The 19,426-nt window shown below is 69.6% G+C and carries 14 protein-coding genes; 9 read left to right on the forward strand and 5 right to left on the reverse strand.

Features of this window, described 5'->3' with window-relative positions; all coding sequences use genetic code 11:
- Window positions 1-40: 40 nt before the first annotated feature.
- Window positions 41-1,906 (reverse strand): hypothetical protein, encoded by a 1,866-nt coding sequence (locus KF684_11220; protein MBX3353491.1) that lies wholly within the window; start codon window positions 1,904-1,906, stop codon window positions 41-43.
- A gap of 38 nt (window positions 1,907-1,944) precedes the next feature.
- A complete protein-coding gene (locus KF684_11225) occupies window positions 1,945-2,952 on the reverse strand; it encodes a trypsin-like peptidase domain-containing protein (GenBank protein ID MBX3353492.1) in 1,008 nt (335 codons plus the stop codon).
- A gap of 197 nt (window positions 2,953-3,149) precedes the next feature.
- On the opposite strand from KF684_11225, the gene KF684_11230 reads away from it, so the two are divergent.
- The 5 genes from KF684_11230 (at window position 3,150) to KF684_11250 (ending at window position 10,965) form a co-directional block, all read left to right on the forward strand.
- Entirely contained in the window at window positions 3,150-5,624 is a 2,475-nt protein-coding gene (locus tag KF684_11230; protein ID MBX3353493.1) for a VCBS repeat-containing protein, read from the forward strand.
- A gap of 70 nt (window positions 5,625-5,694) precedes the next feature.
- The gene (locus KF684_11235; GenBank protein MBX3353494.1) at window positions 5,695-7,224 is read left to right on the forward strand and encodes an FG-GAP repeat protein; all 1,530 of its coding nucleotides are present in this window, start codon (window positions 5,695-5,697) and stop codon (window positions 7,222-7,224) included.
- A gap of 182 nt (window positions 7,225-7,406) precedes the next feature.
- On the forward strand, window positions 7,407-8,897 hold the full coding sequence (locus tag KF684_11240; protein MBX3353495.1) for a VCBS repeat-containing protein: 1,491 nt from the start codon (window positions 7,407-7,409) through the stop codon (window positions 8,895-8,897).
- Window positions 8,898-9,222: 325 nt separating this feature from the next.
- Window positions 9,223-10,236, forward strand: a complete 1,014-nt coding sequence (locus KF684_11245; protein ID MBX3353496.1) for an IS110 family transposase — start codon at window positions 9,223-9,225, stop codon at window positions 10,234-10,236.
- 321 nt (window positions 10,237-10,557) lie between these two features.
- On the forward strand, window positions 10,558-10,965 hold the full coding sequence (locus KF684_11250) for a DUF559 domain-containing protein (protein MBX3353497.1): 408 nt from the start codon (window positions 10,558-10,560) through the stop codon (window positions 10,963-10,965).
- Between the two features lie 244 nt (window positions 10,966-11,209).
- Here the strand turns inward: KF684_11250 and KF684_11255 are convergent, their stop codons facing one another.
- The gene (locus KF684_11255) at window positions 11,210-12,223 is read right to left on the reverse strand and encodes an IS110 family transposase (GenBank protein ID MBX3353498.1); all 1,014 of its coding nucleotides are present in this window, start codon (window positions 12,221-12,223) and stop codon (window positions 11,210-11,212) included.
- A 292-nt stretch (window positions 12,224-12,515) separates the two neighbouring features.
- On the opposite strand from KF684_11255, the gene KF684_11260 reads away from it, so the two are divergent.
- Window positions 12,516-13,574 (forward strand): SUMF1/EgtB/PvdO family nonheme iron enzyme, encoded by a 1,059-nt coding sequence (locus tag KF684_11260; protein ID MBX3353499.1) that lies wholly within the window; start codon window positions 12,516-12,518, stop codon window positions 13,572-13,574.
- Between the two features lie 49 nt (window positions 13,575-13,623).
- Here KF684_11260 and gatC read toward each other — a convergent pair whose 3' ends face one another.
- Window positions 13,624-13,944 carry an Asp-tRNA(Asn)/Glu-tRNA(Gln) amidotransferase subunit GatC gene (gatC, locus tag KF684_11265; GenBank protein MBX3353500.1) on the reverse strand — a complete coding sequence of 107 codons (321 nt, stop codon included), beginning with the start codon at window positions 13,942-13,944 and terminating at the stop codon, window positions 13,624-13,626.
- 166 nt (window positions 13,945-14,110) lie between these two features.
- On the opposite strand from gatC, the gene KF684_11270 reads away from it, so the two are divergent.
- Entirely contained in the window at window positions 14,111-15,073 is a 963-nt protein-coding gene (locus KF684_11270) for an MBL fold metallo-hydrolase (protein ID MBX3353501.1), read from the forward strand.
- A gap of 244 nt (window positions 15,074-15,317) precedes the next feature.
- Window positions 15,318-16,790 (forward strand): chromosomal replication initiator protein DnaA, encoded by a 1,473-nt coding sequence (gene dnaA / locus KF684_11275; GenBank protein MBX3353502.1) that lies wholly within the window; start codon window positions 15,318-15,320, stop codon window positions 16,788-16,790.
- Window positions 16,791-17,281: 491 nt separating this feature from the next.
- Here the strand turns inward: dnaA and mutM are convergent, their stop codons facing one another.
- Window positions 17,282-18,103: a bifunctional DNA-formamidopyrimidine glycosylase/DNA-(apurinic or apyrimidinic site) lyase gene (gene mutM / locus KF684_11280; protein ID MBX3353503.1), complete on the reverse strand. Its 822-nt coding sequence runs from the start codon at window positions 18,101-18,103 to the stop codon at window positions 17,282-17,284.
- A 205-nt stretch (window positions 18,104-18,308) separates the two neighbouring features.
- On the opposite strand from mutM, the gene KF684_11285 reads away from it, so the two are divergent.
- Complete coding sequence (locus tag KF684_11285) at window positions 18,309-19,394, forward strand: MoxR family ATPase (GenBank protein MBX3353504.1); 1,086 nt, start codon at window positions 18,309-18,311, stop codon at window positions 19,392-19,394.
- Window positions 19,395-19,426: the final 32 nt, after the last annotated feature.

A 19,426-nucleotide genomic window follows, 5' to 3' on the forward strand; every position in this document is an offset into this window, starting at 1 on the left:
GACGCCGCCGCGTTGAAACTTCATTCGACCACACGATCGGTCAGCGCGCCGGCTTCAGCACCACCACCCGGCCCTCGATGCCGCGCTCCGTCGAACGGAACACCGACACCACGTCGCCGATCACCCGCGTGATCGACGCCACCGGGGGCGCCGTCCGCGACGACTCGGGCGTCTGCTCCAGCATGAACTCGACATACCGGTCGAGCTCTTCCTGAGGCATCCCGAACTGCGCCGCCTGCTCGCGCAGCACCTTCTCGTAGTTCTCCGCGTTCCACGCGGCCATCTCGAGCGAGGTCTTCGTGTCGCTCCAGCCCATCGCCATACCGCCCGTCCCCAGCGCACGCGCGACGCTCGCCCAGCGCGGGTCTGACGAAAGCTTCGGCGCGTCCGGACGGCTCGCCGCGAGCATCGTCGACTCCACGCCCAAAGGATTGCCCACGAACAGATGCGTCGTCCCCATACCGATCGCGATGGGGGGGAAGGGCGCTTCCCAGATCTGCGAGCCCGCGAAGTCGCGAGGCATCAGACCGATCATCCCGCCCAGCGAGTTCAGCGCGTCGCGCACCGCCTGCCCGTCGCGCATCGAGATCGCCACCACGCTCGTCTGGCTCGTCGTCGACAGCGGACGCGACACCTGGCTCAGCTGCACGACCTCGGGCCCGATCGAGTTCAGCAGGGGCTCGATCTGACCCGCGAACTGCTCCACCACGAACCCCACGCCGCCGTCGTCGCCCTGCGACGCCGCCAGCACCTCGCGCACCATCGGCAGGATCCCGCTGAAGTTCACGCGGAACGTCCCCAGCGACGACGCGTTCGGACCGACGAACGCCGGCGGCGCCGCCGGAAGATCCGGCCCGCTGATCAGCGCGAAGATCCCGCGCTTCTCCGGCATCAGCGCCGAGAACCGCACCTCCGCAACCCCGTCGGGCGTCGAGGTCAGCAGCCCGGCCGACAGCGAAGTCACCTGCGACAGCCCCAGCACACCGAACAACTCGCGAGGCGGCGCGCCCATCGGCAGCAACGCGCCGAACTCCTCGATGCCGCCCTCCGCCAGCGCCTTGGGCAGCACCACCATGTACGCGCGAGCGCTCCGAGGCAGCGCGTCGCGCCCGCTCGTGAACTCCAGCACGTCGCCCACCGTGTCGCCGCGATCACGACCCGCCAGACGGTCCACCGAGTCACGCACCGCGTCGAAACTCGTGCACGCCACCAGGTGATCGCTCGCGCGCGCCACGTACTGCACGTCGACGACCTCGCGCACCACCGGCTCGGGCATCTCGTTGTCGCCCTCGGGGTCCCAGTTGCGCCACGCGTCCTCGTCCCACTCCTCCGTCTCGTACCGGGTCACGATGCGCCAGATCGTCGCCCCCGCGTACTCGATCGGCGTCAGCTCCAGCTCCCCGTTCTTCTCCGCCAGCTCCAGCGCCTCTTCCACGACCTCCCACAGGTCGCGACCGTCCTCGCCCTTGCCACCGTCCAGCGACGCCACCAGCATCATGTGCGGGATCACCTCCGCGCCCTCGCCCATGATCGCCTTGCCCTCCGGGTCCTCCTTCGGACCGAAGAACGACGCCGCGCCCACCGTCTTGCCCAGCGGCGGCAGCTTCTCGATGTCGATCCCGAACTCCTCGAAACGAGACTTCATCTCGTCGAAACCCCCGCCGGCCACGCCCCCGCCCATCCCGAACAGGTACGAACGGAACGACTTGTCGTCCCACAGGCCCTTCAGCCCGCTCGCCTCCAGCTCGCCCTTCGTCGCGTTCCAGTCCGGCATCGACGCCACCAGGAACGACGAACGCGGCGCCAGGTCCGCGATGTCAGCGCCCAGCGCCGTCGTCGCCAGACCACAGACCGACCAAGCAGCAAGGGCAAGGCCCGCCGCACGACTCCGAGTAAAGACCGACATGAAAACCACCTTTGGTGTTGCGCTCTCTCTGAACGAGCTCATCGTGATTCCGAATCATCCAGCGCCGGCGCCACGCCAAACTCCAGGCGCGGCGGCGGGGCGTTGTATGTGTACCCGCTGTTCGGGTTGGTCTTGTCGTACGCGAACGCGTCCCGATTCCTCACGAAATCACGCACGTACCGCATCGGGATCGCGAACCCCAGACCCTCCCCGAACGGGATCTTCATGTTCGCCACGCCGATCACCTCCCCGCGCGTGTTGAACAGCGGACCGCCCGAATTCCCCGGGTTGATCTGCGCCGTCGTCTGAATGTACGTCACGCCCTGGAAGTTCCGCAGCGTCGTCGCGATCACGCCCTCCGTCAGCGTCCGCTCCAGACCCAGAGGCGCCCCGATCGCAAACACCGTCTGACCAGCCACCAGCTCGTCGTCCAGGTTCAGATGCACGAACGGGAATCGCTCCCCGCGCGGGTGCGTCAGACGGATCAGCGCCAGATCCAGATGGTTGTTCACCGCCAGGATCTCGACCTCCTCGATCGACAGACGACGCAGCGCGCCCGCTTCCTTCAGAAACACCGTCGCGCGAAGTCGCGTCTCGCCCTGGATCACATGCGCGTTCGTGATCGCGTACCCCTCGTCGTTGATCAGAAACCCCGAACCCAGCGCGCGCGGCGTGTTGATCAGCACCACCGCGCCGCCCACCCGCTCCGCCTGCTCCTTGGGCGAACGCTCCGGCGCGTTCCCGTCCGCCACCCGGTACAGCCGACCCGCGGGCCCCGACGCGTCCACCGCGTCCTCGTCGCCGTCACGCTCCGCACGCTCGATCCGCTCCACGCTGGTCCGCGGCACGCGCACGACGTCGTACCCAAGGTCCAGCCAGACCGCGTCGAGCGCCTCCTTGATGATCGGGGCGCTCACCACCCGCCCGTCCGTGAACACCACCCGATCCACCGCCCGGTCGGCGCCCTGGGCCCACGCGCCGCACGACGCCGACGCCACCACGCACCCCGTCAGCACACCCAGCAGCCTGTCTCGTCGTGTCGTCACGCCGTGCTCCGTCTGCGCTCCGCGCCGTTTGCGCCCCCGGCCACCCGCCGGGCCACGCCGGGCCGATCCGCGAACCGGCCCCGCCTCAGGGGATTACAGTAGTTTGCCCGCCGCGGTTCCGCCCGCTCCGGGCCAGATCCCCTCGCGCGCCCGCCCCGCGCTCCCGGAACAGCCCTCCACACGCGCCCAGGACCGACATGCCCACCCCCACGCACCCCCTCGCCGCCCTCGCCCTCGCCCTGACCTCCTGCGCCGGGCTGAGCGCCTCCTCCACCGCCCCCTCCACGCCCGACGCCGCCGGCGCCGAGCGCAACCTCGCCCGCTACTTCGGCTTCGACGCCCCTCGCTTCATCGTCGTCGACCCCGGCTTCGGCCCCGTCGCCGTGGGCGACTTCAACGCCGACGGACGACTCGACCTCGCGATCGTCAACAACCGCAAGAGCCGCATCGAGGTCCACCTCCAGCGCGCCGCCAGCCGCGTCGACGAGCCCTCGCCCACGCGCACCGGCGCTCGCGCCTCCAACGTCAACGAACTCACACCCTCCGAGTGGTTCGACCGCGTCGACATCGCGCTCCGACAGCGCGTCACCGCCATCGTCGCCCACGATGTCGACCGCGACGGACGCGCCGACATCCTCTACGCCGCCGACGGCGCCGAACTCGTCGCCATGCGCCAGACCGAGGCCGGACGATTCGACGAGCTCTCACGCACGCGCGTCCCGGGCCTCTCCGCCACCAGAGACGGGCTCAAACTCGCCGATGTCATGGGCCCCGCCGGCAGCGGGCCCGAACTCGTCACCCTCGTCAACGGACGCATCCGCGTCTACCCCATCAACGAGCGCGCCCGGCTCGGCGAGCACCTCGAACTCGGCGCCAGCGACGGCGCACGCGACCAGATCGTCGCCCTCTACTGCGCCGACTTCACCGGCAACGGTCTCACCGACATCATCGGCGTCTCCCCCGACTCCTCCACCCCCATCCGACTGTGGGCGCAGGAGAGCAGCCCCTACGACACCGCCGACGCCAGCGGCCAGCGCCGTGGGCGCCGACCCGGCGCCGAACTCCGCTTCGAGTCGCCGCCCCTGCGCGACGCGCAGCCCGTCGCATTCCCCAACCGCGCCGCGTCCTCACTCGCCGTCATCGAACGCACCACCAACCGCGTCGCGATCTACGACTTCGTCGAGCAGACCATCGAACCGCCCGCGCCCAGCGAGGGCCGCGTCTCCGAGCGCGATGTCCAGGCCGATATCCTCCCGCTCCCGGGCGGAGGCGGCGCAGACCGCTCGCGCTCCGTCGTCGTCGCCGACCTCACCGGCAACGGGATGACCGACCTCCTCGCCGCCGACGCGTCCGGCAACGCCATGCTCCTCTTCGCGCAGAAGCGCGGCGTGCCCCTGCGCGAGCCCGAACGCTTCAGCGCGTTCAAGTCACCCAAGGCGCTCGCCGCCGGGCGCTGGCACAACCCCGGCGCCTCCGGCCCGCTCGATGTCTTCGTCCTCAGCGAAGAAGAGAAAACCGTCGGCGTCAGCCGCTTCGAGAACGGGCGCCTCACCTTCCCCCAGCCCATCTCGCTCAAGACCGCCGGCGCGACGCCCCAGGCCGCCGCCTTCGTCGACCTGGGCGCCAAGGACTCGCCCCGACCCGCGCTCGCCGTCGTCGTCGAACTCCGCCGAGAGGTCTTCCTCGAGATCCACGAGCCCGACGCCTCCCAGCGCGCGCCCCGCGCCGTCAAACTCGACGGCGTCCGACGCGCGCCCAGCGCGATCCTCAGCGCCGATGTCGATCAGGACGGCTCCGTCGATCTCCTCCTCATGACCCCCGGCGAGCCCATGGTCATGGTCCAGGGCGCAGCCAGCGACGACCAAGACGCGCTGCGCGTCCTCACCGACCGCCTCATGCCCCAGTTCGGCCTCGTCCAGGCCGCCGGCCCCGACAACACCGCCCACTTCGACATCGACGGCGACGGCGCCGACGAGCTCCTCATCGCCGACGCCAACTTCATCCGCGCCGCGAAGTTCGACGCCGCCTCCGGCTGGCGCGTCGTCGAGCAGGTCACCGACCCCGAAACCCGCGGCCGATTCACCGGGCTCACGCTCCTCACCGAGGGCTCGGGCGCCCGGCTCGTCGCCGCCGACCGCGCCGCGCGACGCCTCGTCGTCTTCGAGAAGCACAACGACGCCTGGCGCGTCGCCGATCGAATGCGCCTCGCAGGCGTCGAGCCCGCCTCCATCTTCGCCGGCTCCTTCTCGGGCGACTCCCAGCCCAACCTCCTCGCACTCTCCGGCGAAGCCATGGGCATCGTCCGCTTCGGCGGCACGCGCATCGTCGCCAACGCCGTCGCCGGATTCCGCGCCGACAGCGACCGACGCATCGACCACGACCTCGAAGCCGGCGACATCAACTCCGACGGCTTCACCGACCTCGTCGTCCTCGACGCCGGCCAGAAGATGTGCACCATCCTCACCTTCTCCAGCCGACGCGACCTCCTCTTCGCCACCGAGTTCGAAGTCTTCCAGTCGCGACTCTTCGAGGCCGAGCAGCAGCGCGACCTCCAGCCCGCCCAGTCCATCATCGCCGACCTCACCGGCGACGGCGCCGACGACCTCATCCTCCTCGTCCACGACCGCGTCGTCATCTACCCCCAGTCCACCAAACCCCCCGTCTCGCCCTGAATCGCGCCGGAAACACGCTTCTCCACGCAACCCACGCATCCACCCCCGCGAACCCCACCCGGGAGAAGAGATGCGCACCACCACCGCAACGCGCGCCGCACGCGCCGCGACCATCCTCGCCGCGACCGCGACCGCACACGCCGGCGTCGACCCGGCCCGAGACGGGCTCCTGCCCTGCGGCTACGCGACGCACCTCGCCTCCGTCGCCACCATCGAACTCGTCGCACGCGTCACCCCGCCCGGCGTCACCTTCGGACGCGAAGGACGCGCGCTCGCCCTCGGCGACGTCGACGCCGACGGCGTCGACGACATCGTCATAGGCTTCGCCGAGTGCGCCTTTGGCGACTGCGCGCTCCAGAACAACGCCACACGCGTCGGCGTCGTGCGCGTCGTCTCGGGCGCCTCCGGGCAGACCATCCTCGAAGTCACCGGCCAGCCCTGGACAACCCCCTCGCAGATCGACGCCTTCGGATGGTCCGTCGCGCTCGCCGACCTCACCGGCGACGGGCGACTCGACCTCCTCGTCGGCGCGCCCCTCGCCAACAACGCGCGAGGACGCGTCGACGCCTTCTCCTCCGACGGCGCGCCCCTCTACTCCGTCGACGGCCCCGAGGGCGCGCAGCGCTTCGGCGAACTCATCCTCACCGTCGGCGACGCCACGCGCGACGGACGCGACGACTTCCTCGTCCTCGACTCACAGGCCATCGGACGCACGCCCACCCTCTGGGCGCTCCGCGCCCTCGACGGCTCCGTCATGCACTCGCGCGTCGTCAACTCCCATCGCGTCACCGTCATGGGCGACCGCGACAACGACGGCATACCCGAATACGCCACCGGCGCGCCGGGCCTGCCCATCCCCGAAGAACGCGCGCGCGCCTTCCGCGCAGACACCGGCGCGATCGTCTATCAACTCCTCGCCGCCGAGGGCTACCTCGCCTGGCTCGGCGATGTGGACGACGACGGCTTCGGCGAGTTCATCCAGTTCCAGTCCCTCTACGAGTGGCGCGCCCCGAGCCAGTATGTCCTCGAAGGCGCCTTCGGCCTCCCCGCCTTCCCGCTCCCGCGCCGCACGCTCGGCGCCGCCGACTTCGCCGGCGACGGCGCGCTCGATGTCCTCACGCTCCTGGGCCCCATCGTCGATGTCCCCGACCCCGAACGCGACGCCCTCGCCCTCACCTCGGCGCGCGAGCGCGCGAACTACGGCTTCTTCCTCCCGCGCCATCGCGCGCTCGTCGAAGGCGAATGGCTCGCGCACAACTACCAGCGCGTCGCCGCCGGGCGCGTCCACCAGCGCGACGACGCCCACGACATCGCCATCGAGGTCGTCGCGCACAACCTCCCCGACGACCGATTCCTCGTCGCGCTCTACGCCGGGCCCTGGCTCCCAGGCGATGTGAACCACGACGCCTCGGTCGATTTCCACGACCTGAACAGCGTCCTCACACGGTTCGGACAAAGCGCGAACAAAGACGCCCGCGCCGACGCCGACTGCTCCGGGACCGTCGACCACGACGACCTCCGCATCGTCATCCGCTTCTTCGGCGCCAGACTCACGCCCCTGACGCATCACAGTGGATCGTCGCACCCCTCGCTCCGGTGACGAACAACGCCGGCCGGGCGCGCGGATGTGTGAACTTTCACGCCGACCCGCATCCCGAGGCGCTCCTTGCCCGTAAAACCCCGCAAGGGACCGCCAGTCGATCCCAAGGATGAGTCCAGAGAGAACGCGACGGCGCCGCACAGGGCCGGACGCACGCAGCAACAAACCCCGCGGAGATATCCATGATCCTGAGTCGTCTGTCGTCACGCGCGCTCGGCGCCGCCTGCTGTCTCGCCCTCAGCGCCGGAGCCGCTCACGCCGCTCCCTGCGCCGACGGCGTGATCAGCGACCTCTCCGTCTCCGTCACCGTCAACAACCGCATCGCGCCCGGCGTGGTCGTCGGCGACGGACGCAACCAGGTCGCCCTCGGCGATATCAACAACGACGGCTTCCTCGACGTCATCGTCGGCTTCAGCGAGGGCGCCTTCGGCGATGTCGGCGCCGTCAACCGGCGCGGCGTCGTCCGCGTGTTCTCGGGCGCCGACGGCTCACTCCTCCGCGAGTTCACCGGCAACACCTGGACCACCCCCGCGCAACTCGACGGCTTCGGCTGGCGCGTCGGCTCCGCCGATGTCAACGGCGACGGCTTCGACGACGTCCTCGTCGGCATCCGACGCTTCAACAACAACGCCGGACGCGTCGTCGCCTACTCCGGCGCCACCGGCGCGCCCCTCGTCAACTTCAACGGCTTCGGCGGCGACTTCGGCGACACCATCGTCAACCTCGGCGACACCAACAACGACGGACGCGACGATGTCCTCATCACCCTCCCCAGTTACAACCCGCAGGGCGCCGCCGTGCCACCGGGCGCCGTCGCTGTCTTCAGCGGCGCCAACGGCGCGCTCATCGACTCCTCCGTCGGAGGCGGGCTCAACCCGCGCCTCGGACGCATCGCCGGCCTCCTGGGCGATGTGAACGACGACGCCGTCCCCGACCTCTACGTCGCCACCAACCAGTCCATCATCGTCTTCTCCTCCGACGACCTCGCCGCCGGCATCTGGATCCGCATCGTCGACCAGTTCGGCGGCGCGCCCCTCGCCGCCGCCCCCGTCGGCGATCTCAACTCCGACGGAAAGCCCGACCTCGCCGTCATCCGCAACGGCTTCTACTCCGTCCGATCCGGCGCCACCGGCGACATCATCGTCGCCGAACGCGCCATCCTCCCGGCCGGCGCCGATGTCGCCATGCAGGGCGGCGTCGGCGACCTCAACGACGACGGCGTCGAAGACCTCGTCATCGTCGTCCGCGGCGGCGCAGCCGAAACCGAAGAACTCCTCTACCTCGACGCCGCCACCGGCGACGTCCTCGCGCGCCGCGTCGGCCCCGCCTACTTCGACCCCAACCTCGGCGAGAGCGACCTCGGCTACGGCACCGGCCTCGCCGTCGGCGATGTCAACAACGACGGCACGCCCGACGTCGTCGTCGCGCGACGCATCGAGCAGTACGCCTCCGCCCCATTCAGCGAGGCCATCCAGGCCCTCGTCTACACCTCCCTCCCCTGCGTCGGCGACGCCAACGGCGACGGCGTCGTCAACTTCGCCGACCTCAACACCGTCCTCGGCTCCTTCGGCCTCTCCGGCATCGGCGTCAGCGGCGACACCGACTGCAGCCAGCTCGTCAACTTCACCGACCTCAACACCGTCCTCGGCGCCTTCGGCTCCAACTGCGACTAAACACGCGCACCACCACAACCAAACCCTTCACGCGCCGCGCGCGCCTTCACGGGCGCCGCGGCGTCTTCCTTTTTCTCCCTCTCCCCCGCTCCCCCTCCTATCGAGCGCAGCGACATGGCAGGGGCCAGGCGAGGGCTCCCCAACCTCCCGGCTTCCCTCCCCAACCTCTGTCTTCTCTTCTCTCTCTCTCCCCGCCCCCTCTCCTGTTCGGCGCAGCCGAATGGGAGAGGGTTGGGGTGATGGCATGAAAGCCCGTTGCTCCCGAGTCGTGGGGCGGTGTACACCGTCCCTGTGTGACAACGACTCACCGAAAGGAGCAACGGACATGGAGAAGACCTCAGTGTATGTGGGACTGGACTATCACCAGTCGTTCATCCGTGTGTGCGTGGTCGACGCCGCCGGCCGCGCCCTGTACAACCGGCCCTGCGGCAACCACTGGCGTGAGGTGGTCGAGGCCGTCTCGGGACGCGGGGCGGTGGCCGGCGTGGCCATCGAGGCCTGCTGCGGCGCAGCCGACCTGGCCGACGAGCTCGTCGAGCACGCCGGCTGGAGCGTGGCCCTGGCGCACCCGGGCTATGTCGCACGCATGAAGCAGAGCCCCGACAAGAGCGACATGGCCGACGCACGCGTGCTCGCCGAGCTCACCCGCGTGGGCTGGCTCCCGCGTGTCTGGCTCGCGCCCGCCCCGATCCGCGAGCTGCGTCGGCTCGTGGGGCTGCGTCAGACCCTGATCGATCAGCGACGCGCCGCGAGGCTCCGTCTGCGCGCGTTGCTCCGCGACCTGCGCCGGCGACCCGCGGGCGTGCGGACGCGTCCCTGGTCCCGCGCCTGGCTGGCGTGGGTCGACACGCTGGACCTGGACGACGCGTCGCGTCTGGTGCTCGACGAGTGTCTTGCTCAGATCGCCTTCTTCACTCAGCGGCTGACGCGTGTCGAGCACGCGTTGGAGGGGCGCACCCACAACGACCCGGTCGTGCGTCGCCTGCGTGAGATGCCCGGCGTGGGCCCGGTCACCGCGTGGGTGCTGCGCGCCCATGTCGGACGCTTCGACCGATTCCGCAGCGGCAAGCAGCTCGCGCGGTTCTGCAGCCTGTGCCCGCGCAACGCCTCCAGCGGCGATCGCGTGGCCGACTCGGGCCTGATCCGCGCCGGCGACCCGACGCTGCGCTCCACGCTCATCGAGCTGGGCCATCGGCTCGTCCGCTGCGACCAACGCTGGGGATCCCTGGCCGCGCGTCTGCGTCGGGCGGGCAAGCACCCCTGCGTGATCGCCGCCGCCGTGGCCAACCGCTTCGTGCGCTGGCTCCACCACCAGATGCAGGAGCCCACCATGACCTGACGCCCCAGGAAGAACCCGCGACGCAACGACCCGACCGACAACGGACATCGCACGCCGGGCCCGCGCTGTGCGCGGCGAGCTCGAGAGCCCTCTGGGCCAGACGCTCGTCGGGTGATAGGGCAGCCGCGCACGCCGCTCGGAAGCGCCACCATGGGCAAGGGCTCACGCCCGACGCTCGGATAGATGAATGGGCCCCGGCGACGCGATCTCCCCTTGACACGCAACGGGCTTTCATAGATGAGGGCTACCCAACCTCCGGGCTTCCCTCCCCACCCTCTGTCTTTCTCTCTTCTCTCTCTCTCTTCTGATACTCTCCCCCTCATGCACGCCCCCCGCGGCGACTGGCGAACCGACCTCCGCGCCGCCCGGCTCCGACGCGAATCGTCGCCTCCAGAGCGCATCCTCTGGTCTCGTCTTCGCAACGCGAAACTCGGCGGCCTCAAGTTCCGGCGCCAGCGCTCGCTCGGCCCCTACATCCTCGACTTCTTCTGCGCCGAGGCGCTGCTCTGCATCGAGATCGACGGCCACTGCCACGCGCACCGCCGCGACCACGACGCGCGACGCGACGAGTATCTGCGTGAACGCGGCGTGCACACCCTGCGCATCGCCGCGTCGGAAGTCACGAAGAACCCCGACGGGGTCTTGATGCACATCCTCCGCCTCGCGCGTGCGCGGATCGAAGAGAAAGAGAAGTCAGAGACGGAGGAGGGAAGCCCGGAGAAGGCGTAGCCCTCATCTATGAAAGCCCGTTGCGTGTCAAGGGGAGATCGCGTCGCCGGGGCCCATTCATCTATCCGAGCGTCGGGCGTGAGCCCTTGCCCATGGTGGCGCTTCCGAGCGGCGTGCGCGGCTGCCCTATCACCCGACGAGCGTCTGGCCCAGAGGGCTCTCGAGCTCGCCGCGCACAGCGCGGGCCCGGCGTGCGATGTCCGTTGTCGGTCGGGTCGTTGCGTCGCGGGTTCTTCCTGGGGCGTCAGGTCATGGTGGGCTCCTGCATCTGGTGGTGGAGCCAGCGCACGAAGCGGTTGGCCACGGCGGCGGCGATCACGCAGGGGTGCTTGCCCGCCCGACGCAGACGCGCGGCCAGGGATCCCCAGCGTTGGTCGCAGCGGACGAGCCGATGGCCCAGCTCGATGAGCGTGGAGCGCAGCGTCGGGTCGCCGGCGCGGATCAGGCCCGAGTCGGCCACGCGATCGCCGCTGGAGGCGTTGCGCGGGCACAGGCTGCAGAACCGCGCGAGCTGCTTGCCGCTGCGGAATCGGTCGAAGCGTCCGACATGGGCGCGCAGCACCCACGCGGTGACCGGGCCCACGCCGGGCATCTCACGCAGGCGACGCACGACCGGGTCGTTGTGGGTGCGCCCCTCCAACGCGTGCTCGACACGCGTCAGCCGCTGAGTGAAGAAGGCGATCTGAGCAAGACACTCGTCGAGCACCAGACGCGACGCGTCGTCCAGGTCCAGCGTGTCGACCCACGCCAGCCAGGCGCGGGACCAGGGACGCGTCCGCACGCCCGCGGGTCGCCGGCGCAGGTCGCGGAGCAACGCGCGCAGACGGAGCCTCGCGGCGCGTCGCTGATCGATCAGGGTCTGACGCAGCCCCACGAGCCGACGCAGCTCGCGGATCGGGGCGGGCGCGAGCCAGACACGCGGGAGCCAGCCCACGCGGGTGAGCTCGGCGAGCACGCGTGCGTCGGCCATGTCGCTCTTGTCGGGGCTCTGCTTCATGCGTGCGACATAGCCCGGGTGCGCCAGGGCCACGCTCCAGCCGGCGTGCTCGACGAGCTCGTCGGCCAGGTCGGCTGCGCCGCAGCAGGCCTCGATGGCCACGCCGGCCACCGCCCCGCGTCCCGAGACGGCCTCGACCACCTCACGCCAGTGGTTGCCGCAGGGCCGGTTGTACAGGGCGCGGCCGGCGGCGTCGACCACGCACACACGGATGAACGACTGGTGATAGTCCAGTCCCACATACACTGAGGTCTTCTCCATGTCCGTTGCTCCTTTCGGTGAGTCGTTGTCACACAGGGACGGTGTACACCGCCCCACGACTCGGGAGCAACGGGCTTTCATGCCATCACCCCAGCCCTCTCCCATTCGGCTGCGCCGAACAGGAGAGGGGGCCAGTGAGGGCTACCCAACCTCCCGGCTTCTCTTCCCAATCTCTGTCTTTGCTCTCTTTTCTTTCCCGCTTTCCGGTTCTCAGACCTTCCATTCCCACGCCATCCCCGGTACATTGTCGATGCACAGCCCGCGCCGCGCGCGGCAACCGAGGAGCAGCGCCGTGAAGATCGTTCCGTATCTCGCCGTCTCGGTGATCGCCTGCGCCGCCGCACACGCTACACCCAACACCCAGCGCCTCGAGTTCTCCGAGGAGTACGGCCTGCCCTTCAGCCGCATCGGCGCGCCGGGCAACGCGCCCACGCTCATGCGTCGGCTCGGCTTCCCTCAGGACGCACGCCTCATGGGCGCGGTGAACCACGAGTACCGCATCATGACCCGCGAGGTCACTAACGGCGAGTTCCTCGAGTTCGCCCGCGCCATCGCGCCCTACATCGATGCCATCGGGAGTTCTGGAGGGACCATCGGGGGGGACGGTCTTCTTGTTCAGCGAGTCGGCAATGGCTACTCATTCTCGATCCAGCCCGGCCGCACCGCTGACGAGCCGATCCGCACGACCTTTTACGCCGCGGCGATGTACGCCAACTGGCTGCACAACGGGAAGGGCTCGACCATCGAGGCCTTCCAGGACGGCGCGTACGACGCCGAGACCTTCCGGCGCTTCCCAGGCCAGCCGATCCCAGTCGGGCAGGCGTCGCGCAATGCCGATGCGCGGTTCTGGATCCCGTCGATGGACGAGTGGGTGAAGGCCGGGCATTACGACCCCGACCGCTTCGGCGAGGGGGATTCCGGGGGCGAGTCCGGGGGTGGTGGGTGGTGGGACTTCCCGGATTCGAGCGACACGCAGCTGATCCCCGGACGCCCCGAACTCGGCGGCCAGACCAACGCGGGGTCTCCGACCGAGTGGCCCTCGGGCCAAGAGCGACCTCACGAGGTCGGGCTGTACCCCGACACGCAGAGCCCCTGGGGCCTACTGGATGTGTCGGGCGGGGCGAGCGAGTGGACCGAGAGCCTGCTGGGTGGCGGCAATGCGCGCCTAGCGAAGGGCACGGATACGCGTTACGGCGGCGATCTCTTCGCCGACGAGTTGGTGTGGTTCGGGCACGGTAGCCCAGTGCAGTTCGGCGGGATCCGCCTTGCGGCAGTCATTCCGGCGCCATCCGGGGGCGGCATCGTGCTCGTCGCGTGCGCCGTCACGCTAACCCGCCGCAGACGCCGCTGATCTGCGCCTCCCCCCGCTCCCTATTCCCTACTCCCCACTCCCTTCCCCCTCACGCCCCATCCCCGCCCAGCACCTTCGGCACCTTCAGATACGGCGGCATCGTCTCCGGCGCGATCTTCATCAGCGCCTCGGTGTCCAGCGTCGCGCCGACCTCGTCGCGTCCGAGCCGGTTGGTCTGGTCGAGCGGGTTGGTCAGGGGCTCGACGCCCTCGAGGTCCAGCTCGCGCAGGCGCTCGATGTAGCCCAGCGTCGCGCCGAGCTTGCCGGCGTAGGCGCGGACCTGCTCGTCGTTGAGTTCCAGACGACCAAGACGCGCGACGCGTCGGACATCGGCTTCGGGCAGGGGGGCGTGGTCGGGGGTCGCGTCCATGACGCGATAGTAGGGGAGGGGACCCCCGCCCGACCGCTCCAGCGACCTCCGACGGCATACAGTCAGGCGTGCGGCATACGCCGCGGACACCCGCCCCGCGCCACGCGCGACATCATTCCGAGATGCCCCAGGCGCGGGCGGAAGCCCGGCCTCTGGAGATTGCCCGATGCTCCCTAAGCCACCGCCCCGCGAGGGCTCGCTCGGTTTCCTCTACCTCCCCCCGTACCGCGTGCAGGGAACCAGCGTCGCAGGCGAAGCCACCTGCGTCCAGGTCCCCGAGCTCGATGTCTGCTTCGACATGGGCGTCTGCCCACGCCCGGCGCTCGCCAGCAAGTTCTGCTGCATCAGCCACGGGCACATGGACCACATCGGCGCCCTCGGCTACTGGTGCTCCCAGCGCAACTTCCAGGGCATGGGCCCGGGCACGATCGTCTGCGACGCGCGCATCGCGCCGGCGCTCGACGCCATGCTCAAGGCCTTCCACCCCGTCGAGCAGCAGGAAACCCCCTACACGATCATCCCCCTGGAGCCCAACCAGGAGATCGAGATCAAGAACAGCGTCGTCCTGCGCGGCTTCGAGACCGACCACACCGCGCCGTCCTTCGGCTACTCCATCATCGAAAAACGCAGCAAACTCCGCGAAGAGTTCGCCGGACTCCCCCAGGAGAAGCTCCGCGAGCTCAAGGACCGCGGCGAGGACATCACGCGCATCCTCGAGGTGCCCCTCGTCGCCTACCTGGGCGACACCTCCCCGGGCGCAGCCCTCATCCGCAACGACGTCCTCAACGCCCAGATCGTCATCAGCGAGTGCTCGTTCGTCGACGCCGAACACAAGGACCGCGCCAAGATCGGCAAGCACCTCCACATCGACGACATCGCCGAGTGGCTGCGCGTGCTGCGCTGCCAGCACCTGGTCCTGATCCATGTCTCGCGCCGCAGCAACATCTCGTTCGCGCACAAGCGCCTCCGAGAGGTCGTCAGCCGCGAGCTCGCCCAGCGCGTCCACTTCCTGATGGACCACCGGACCAACAAGATGCGATACGAGGATCAGGTCGCCGACGCCGAGCGCCAGGAGCGGATGCGCCAGCGCTCCACGCCCTCGGGCCCGGCCAGCGCCCCGCGCGCGTAAACACCGGTTTTCCCGGGGTTCGGCGCGGTTTCCTCCGATCTCGCGCAGAAAGGTGTTGACAGACGACGCGCCGTTTCGTACCGTCGCCTCACTTTCGTAGCGCCGCCGGCATGGTGGGACTCTCGCCGGCGTCTCCTCCCTCCTTTGTTCGTCGCGCAGGGCCGCGCGGCGTGTGACCACGGCGACGGCGGCGCGAACATCCACGAGCATCTCACCCGGCGCACTCAGCCGGCGAGGCATAGACATGGCCAGAGGCGATCAAGCCGTCTGGGGCGACATCCTTGCGCACCTGCGGAGCCATCATGTCTCCATGTGCCGCCAGTGGTTCGACGAGATCGAACCGCTCGGGGTCGATTCCGGCGTCCTCTCCCTGCGCGTGAACCACTCCGTGCGGCGCGCCTACCTCGAGCGCGAGTGCCAGCCCACCTTCGCCGAAGCGGCGCAGGCCGTCACCGGCTGCCTCCTCTCGGTCCGCTTCCTCGGGCCAGACGACGAGCTGCCCCATCACACGCGCGCCTCCTCCAACGGCGCGTCACGCGCCGCAGGCGCCGCCACCGCCGGCAGCGCGCTCGTCGAGCCCAAGCCCCACCCGCAGCCCACCCCCGCAGCGCCCCAGCACGCCGCGCCCCCGCCGCCCTCCTGGGCCGCCGCCGCCTCGGCGCGCACCAACGCCTCCCAGGACCGCCTCCGGCTCAGCCCGGACCACTCCTTCGACAACTTCGTCGTCGGCCCCGGCAACCGCCTCGCCCACGCCGCCGCCACCGCCGTCGCCGACAACCCCGGCAACGCCTACAACCCGCTCTTCTTCCACGGCGGCGTCGGGCTCGGCAAAACACACCTCCTCCAGGCCATCTGCCTCCGACTCCTCGAGCGCAACCCCGCCACGCGCATCCACTACACCTCCTGCGAAGAGTTCCTCTCCGGATTCGTCGAGGCCCTGCGTCAGGGCGACATGTCCTCCTTCCACCACGCCTTCCGTGACGCCGATGTCCTCGTCATCGACGACATCCACTTCCTCGCCAAGGGCGAGAGCGCCCAGGAAGAGTTCTTCCACACCTTCAACGCCCTCCACCACCAGCGCAAGCAGCTCGTCCTCTCCAGCGACGCGCCCCCCGAGCAGATCCCCCAGCTCGAAGAACGACTCATCTCACGCTTCAAGTGGGGCCTCGTCGTCGAGATCGAACCCCCCAACACCGACACACGCGCCGCCATCGTCCGCCAGAAAGCCCGGATGCGCGGCGTCGAGATGCCCGACGATGTCGCCCGCTTCGTCGCCGAACGCATCAGCGCCAACATCCGCGAACTCGAGGGCGCCGTCGTCCGACTCCAGATCCAGTCACAGGTCGAGAAAAAGCCCATCGACCTCGCCCTCGCCAAATCCGCCCTGGGCGAAGCACCCACCAAGGCAAGGCCCGTCCTCTCCGTCATGGCCATCGTCCAGACCGTGGGCGACTACTACGGCGTCAAGGTCTCCGACCTGCAGTCACGCCGCAAACAGAAGTCCATCGTCCAGCCCCGACAGCTCTGCATGTTCCTCGCACGCAAGCACACCCGACACTCCCTCGAAGAGATCGGCGGCTACCTGGGCGGACGAGACCACACCACGGTCATGCACGCCCTCAGCACGGTCGACACCCGCCTCAAGTCCGAGCCCTCCCTGAGCGCCGAACTCCAGGCCATCGAGCTCAAACTCGCGTCCCTCGACGCCACCCCCTGAGCCCGACGCGATCGCCCACCATCGCGATGTTCGCGCTGTGTTCACCCTCATCCCCACTCGCCCGCGGCCTTTGCGCCGTCTTTGCGCAGCTTCCCACCCCATGTGGGAGCCGTGTGGATAAGTCCGGGCGCTTCTGACACGCCCCTGGCGCGAACCCATCCTCGCCGACAGGGCGCCGGGATTCGTGTCCGCTTTCCCCGACGCCCTGCGCCAGACCCGTTCGGTTCACGACACCCACGCGACAAGACATCCACGCCCGATCGATCGAATTAAACCCATATATTGAAACAACTTAGAACCGCCATGCCCATCGAGGCCCCCATCCCGACAACGCATACAACAACGAAGACGAAGATGTCTCTTCTCTTCTCTTGAAGAGAGAGGGGAACCCGACCCCCTGTCGTCCGAGCGCAACTCGTGAATCCGCGCACCCCAACGGAGGGCGACCCGCCGGTGCGCACCCCGTGTGGATAACGCGTCGACAGATCCGTTCACCCCTGGCACACGCCGCAGGCGACCGTCGTGCGCTGCCCGAGCGTGAACCGTTCCAGCGCCCTCCCACACTTCATGCAGGGCTCCCCTCCTCGCCCATAGACGAGATGTCGGGTCTGGAATGAACCCGACGCCCCCGACGCGTCCCGGTAGTCGCGCAGCGTGCTGCCCCCGGCCTCGATCGCCTCGCCCAGCACCCGTCGGATCGCCGCGGCCAGCGCGTCCCACTCCCCATCCCCGATCCCGGTGCACACGCGCCTGGGATCGATGCCCGCCGCGAACAGCGCCTCGTCCGCGTAGATGTTCCCCACCCCGGCCAGCGCGCGCTGGTCGAGCAGGCCCGCTTTCACCGCCCGGGCCGACCTCCCCAGCGCCGCACGCAGAGCGTCGCCCGTGATCGTCGCCGCGTCGGGCCCCAGCGCCGCCCAGCGGGTCTCGCACAGCGTCCCCACGCTCGGGAAGGTCCACAGCCCGCCGAACCGGCGCGGGTCGCGAAAGAGCACCCTGCCGCCTGCGTCGCCCAGACGCCATTCCGCGTGCACATGGTCCGTCCTCGCGGCACGCGCCCCGTGCGCCAGCCACAAGAGCTGCCCGGTCATCCCCAGATGCACCCCCAGCACGCGCCCGTCATCCCCGACGATCGCGAGCTGCTTGCCCAGCCGACGCACCTCGACGATGGTGGCGCCCTCGAGCAGCGCCCGCTTCCCGCTGTCGCCCTCCACGATGTCGCGCCGGCGCAGACATACCCCGATCACGGTGCGCCCCACCAGGGCGCGCTCCGCCGACCGCCGCACCGATTCGACCTCTGGGAGTTCGGGCATCGCTCGCTTCCATGAAATCTACGCGCCGGCGCCCCGCCCTCGCTGGCCTGACGACGCGACCGAGCCGATCCAAGAGGGTTGAACACGGGCCGAGAATCTTCCGCTTCCCGACCCCGAAACCCCTCCCGACGCGAACCGCGACGATGAGCCCCGCGTCCGACCCGTTCCGACACGATCAACCCCCTCCACGAGAGGCCTCCCGAACATGCCCGAGATGAACGACGCGATCCAGCACCCCGAGCACGCCCAGCAGGCCGTCGCCGAGGTGCGCGCCGCCCACGAGTCCCTCAAGCGCGAGATCCACAAGGTCGTCGTCGGCCAGGACGCCGTCATCGACGATGTCCTCATCTCGATGTTCTGCCAGGGCCACGCCCTGCTGGTGGGCGTCCCGGGCCTCGCCAAGACCCTCCTCATCTCGACCATCGCCAAGACCCTCAACCTCGACTTCTCGCGCGTGCAGTTCACCCCCGACCTCATGCCCTCCGACATCACCGGCACCGAGGTCATCCAGGAAGACAAGGCCACCGGCGACCGCGCCCTCCGCTTCGTGAAGGGCCCCATCTTCGCCAACATCATCCTCGCCGACGAGATCAACCGCACGCCCCCCAAGACCCAGGCCGCCCTCCTCGAAGCCATGCAGGAGCACCAGGTCACCGTGGGAGGCGAGCGCCACGCCCTGCCCGAGCCCTTCTTCGTCCTCGCGACGCAGAACCCCATCGAGCAGGAAGGCACCTACCCCCTCCCCGAAGCGCAACTCGACCGATTCCTCTTCAACATCACCGTCGAATACCCGGGCGAAGACGAGGAACTCGACATCGTCCGCCGCACCACCGCCGGCTCGATGGAGCAGCCCAAGGCGGTCCTCTCCGGGACCGATGTCGCGCGCGTGCAGGACCTCGTGCGCCAGACCCCGGTCGCAGAGCATGTGATCCGCTACGCGCTGCGCCTCGTGCGCGCCACGCGCATCAAGGAAGACGCCGCCGGCGCACAGGGCACGCCCAAGCCCCAGATCGTGCGCGACTACCTCGCCTGGGGCGCCGGCCCGCGCGCCTCGCAGGCCCTCATCCTCGCCGCCAAGGCCCGCGCCATCCTCAGCGGCTCCTACCACGTCACCCCCGAGCACGTGATGCGCGTCGCCAAGCCCGTCCTGCGCCACCGCATCATCACCAACTTCAACGCCGAGGCCGACGGCATCTCCACCGACGCCGTCATCGACGCGCTGCTCGAAGAGATCCCGGTCGAGGACCTCACCACCGCCGACCGCAAGACCATGCGCGCGGTGATGCGGTGAACCGCGACGCGAGCCCGACATCCCAACCCTTG

The organism is Phycisphaeraceae bacterium, from assembly GCA_019636675.1.
Taxonomy (GTDB): domain Bacteria; phylum Planctomycetota; class Phycisphaerae; order Phycisphaerales; family UBA1924; genus JAHBXC01.

Bases quoted from the DNA above. Each gene is read 5' to 3' on its own strand.
- KF684_11220 (MBX3353491.1), bottom strand. From the start codon at position 1,906: ATGTCGGTCTTTACTCGGAGTCGTGCGGCGGGCCTTGCCCTTGCTGCT.
- KF684_11235 (MBX3353494.1), top strand. From the start codon at position 5,695: ATGCGCACCACCACCGCAACGCGCGCCGCACGCGCCGCGACCATCCTC.
- KF684_11255 (MBX3353498.1), bottom strand. From the start codon at position 12,223: ATGGAGAAGACCTCAGTGTATGTGGGACTGGACTATCACCAGTCGTTC.
- mutM (MBX3353503.1), bottom strand. From the start codon at position 18,103: ATGCCCGAACTCCCAGAGGTCGAATCGGTGCGGCGGTCGGCGGAGCGC.
- KF684_11285 (MBX3353504.1), top strand. From the start codon at position 18,309: ATGCCCGAGATGAACGACGCGATCCAGCACCCCGAGCACGCCCAGCAG.
- KF684_11245 (MBX3353496.1), top strand. From the start codon at position 9,223: ATGGAGAAGACCTCAGTGTATGTGGGACTGGACTATCACCAGTCGTTC.
- KF684_11230 (MBX3353493.1), top strand. From the start codon at position 3,150: ATGCCCACCCCCACGCACCCCCTCGCCGCCCTCGCCCTCGCCCTGACC.
- KF684_11270 (MBX3353501.1), top strand. From the start codon at position 14,111: ATGCTCCCTAAGCCACCGCCCCGCGAGGGCTCGCTCGGTTTCCTCTAC.
- dnaA (MBX3353502.1), top strand. From the start codon at position 15,318: ATGGCCAGAGGCGATCAAGCCGTCTGGGGCGACATCCTTGCGCACCTG.
- gatC (MBX3353500.1), bottom strand. From the start codon at position 13,944: ATGGACGCGACCCCCGACCACGCCCCCCTGCCCGAAGCCGATGTCCGA.
- KF684_11250 (MBX3353497.1), top strand. From the start codon at position 10,558: ATGCACGCCCCCCGCGGCGACTGGCGAACCGACCTCCGCGCCGCCCGG.
- KF684_11240 (MBX3353495.1), top strand. From the start codon at position 7,407: ATGATCCTGAGTCGTCTGTCGTCACGCGCGCTCGGCGCCGCCTGCTGT.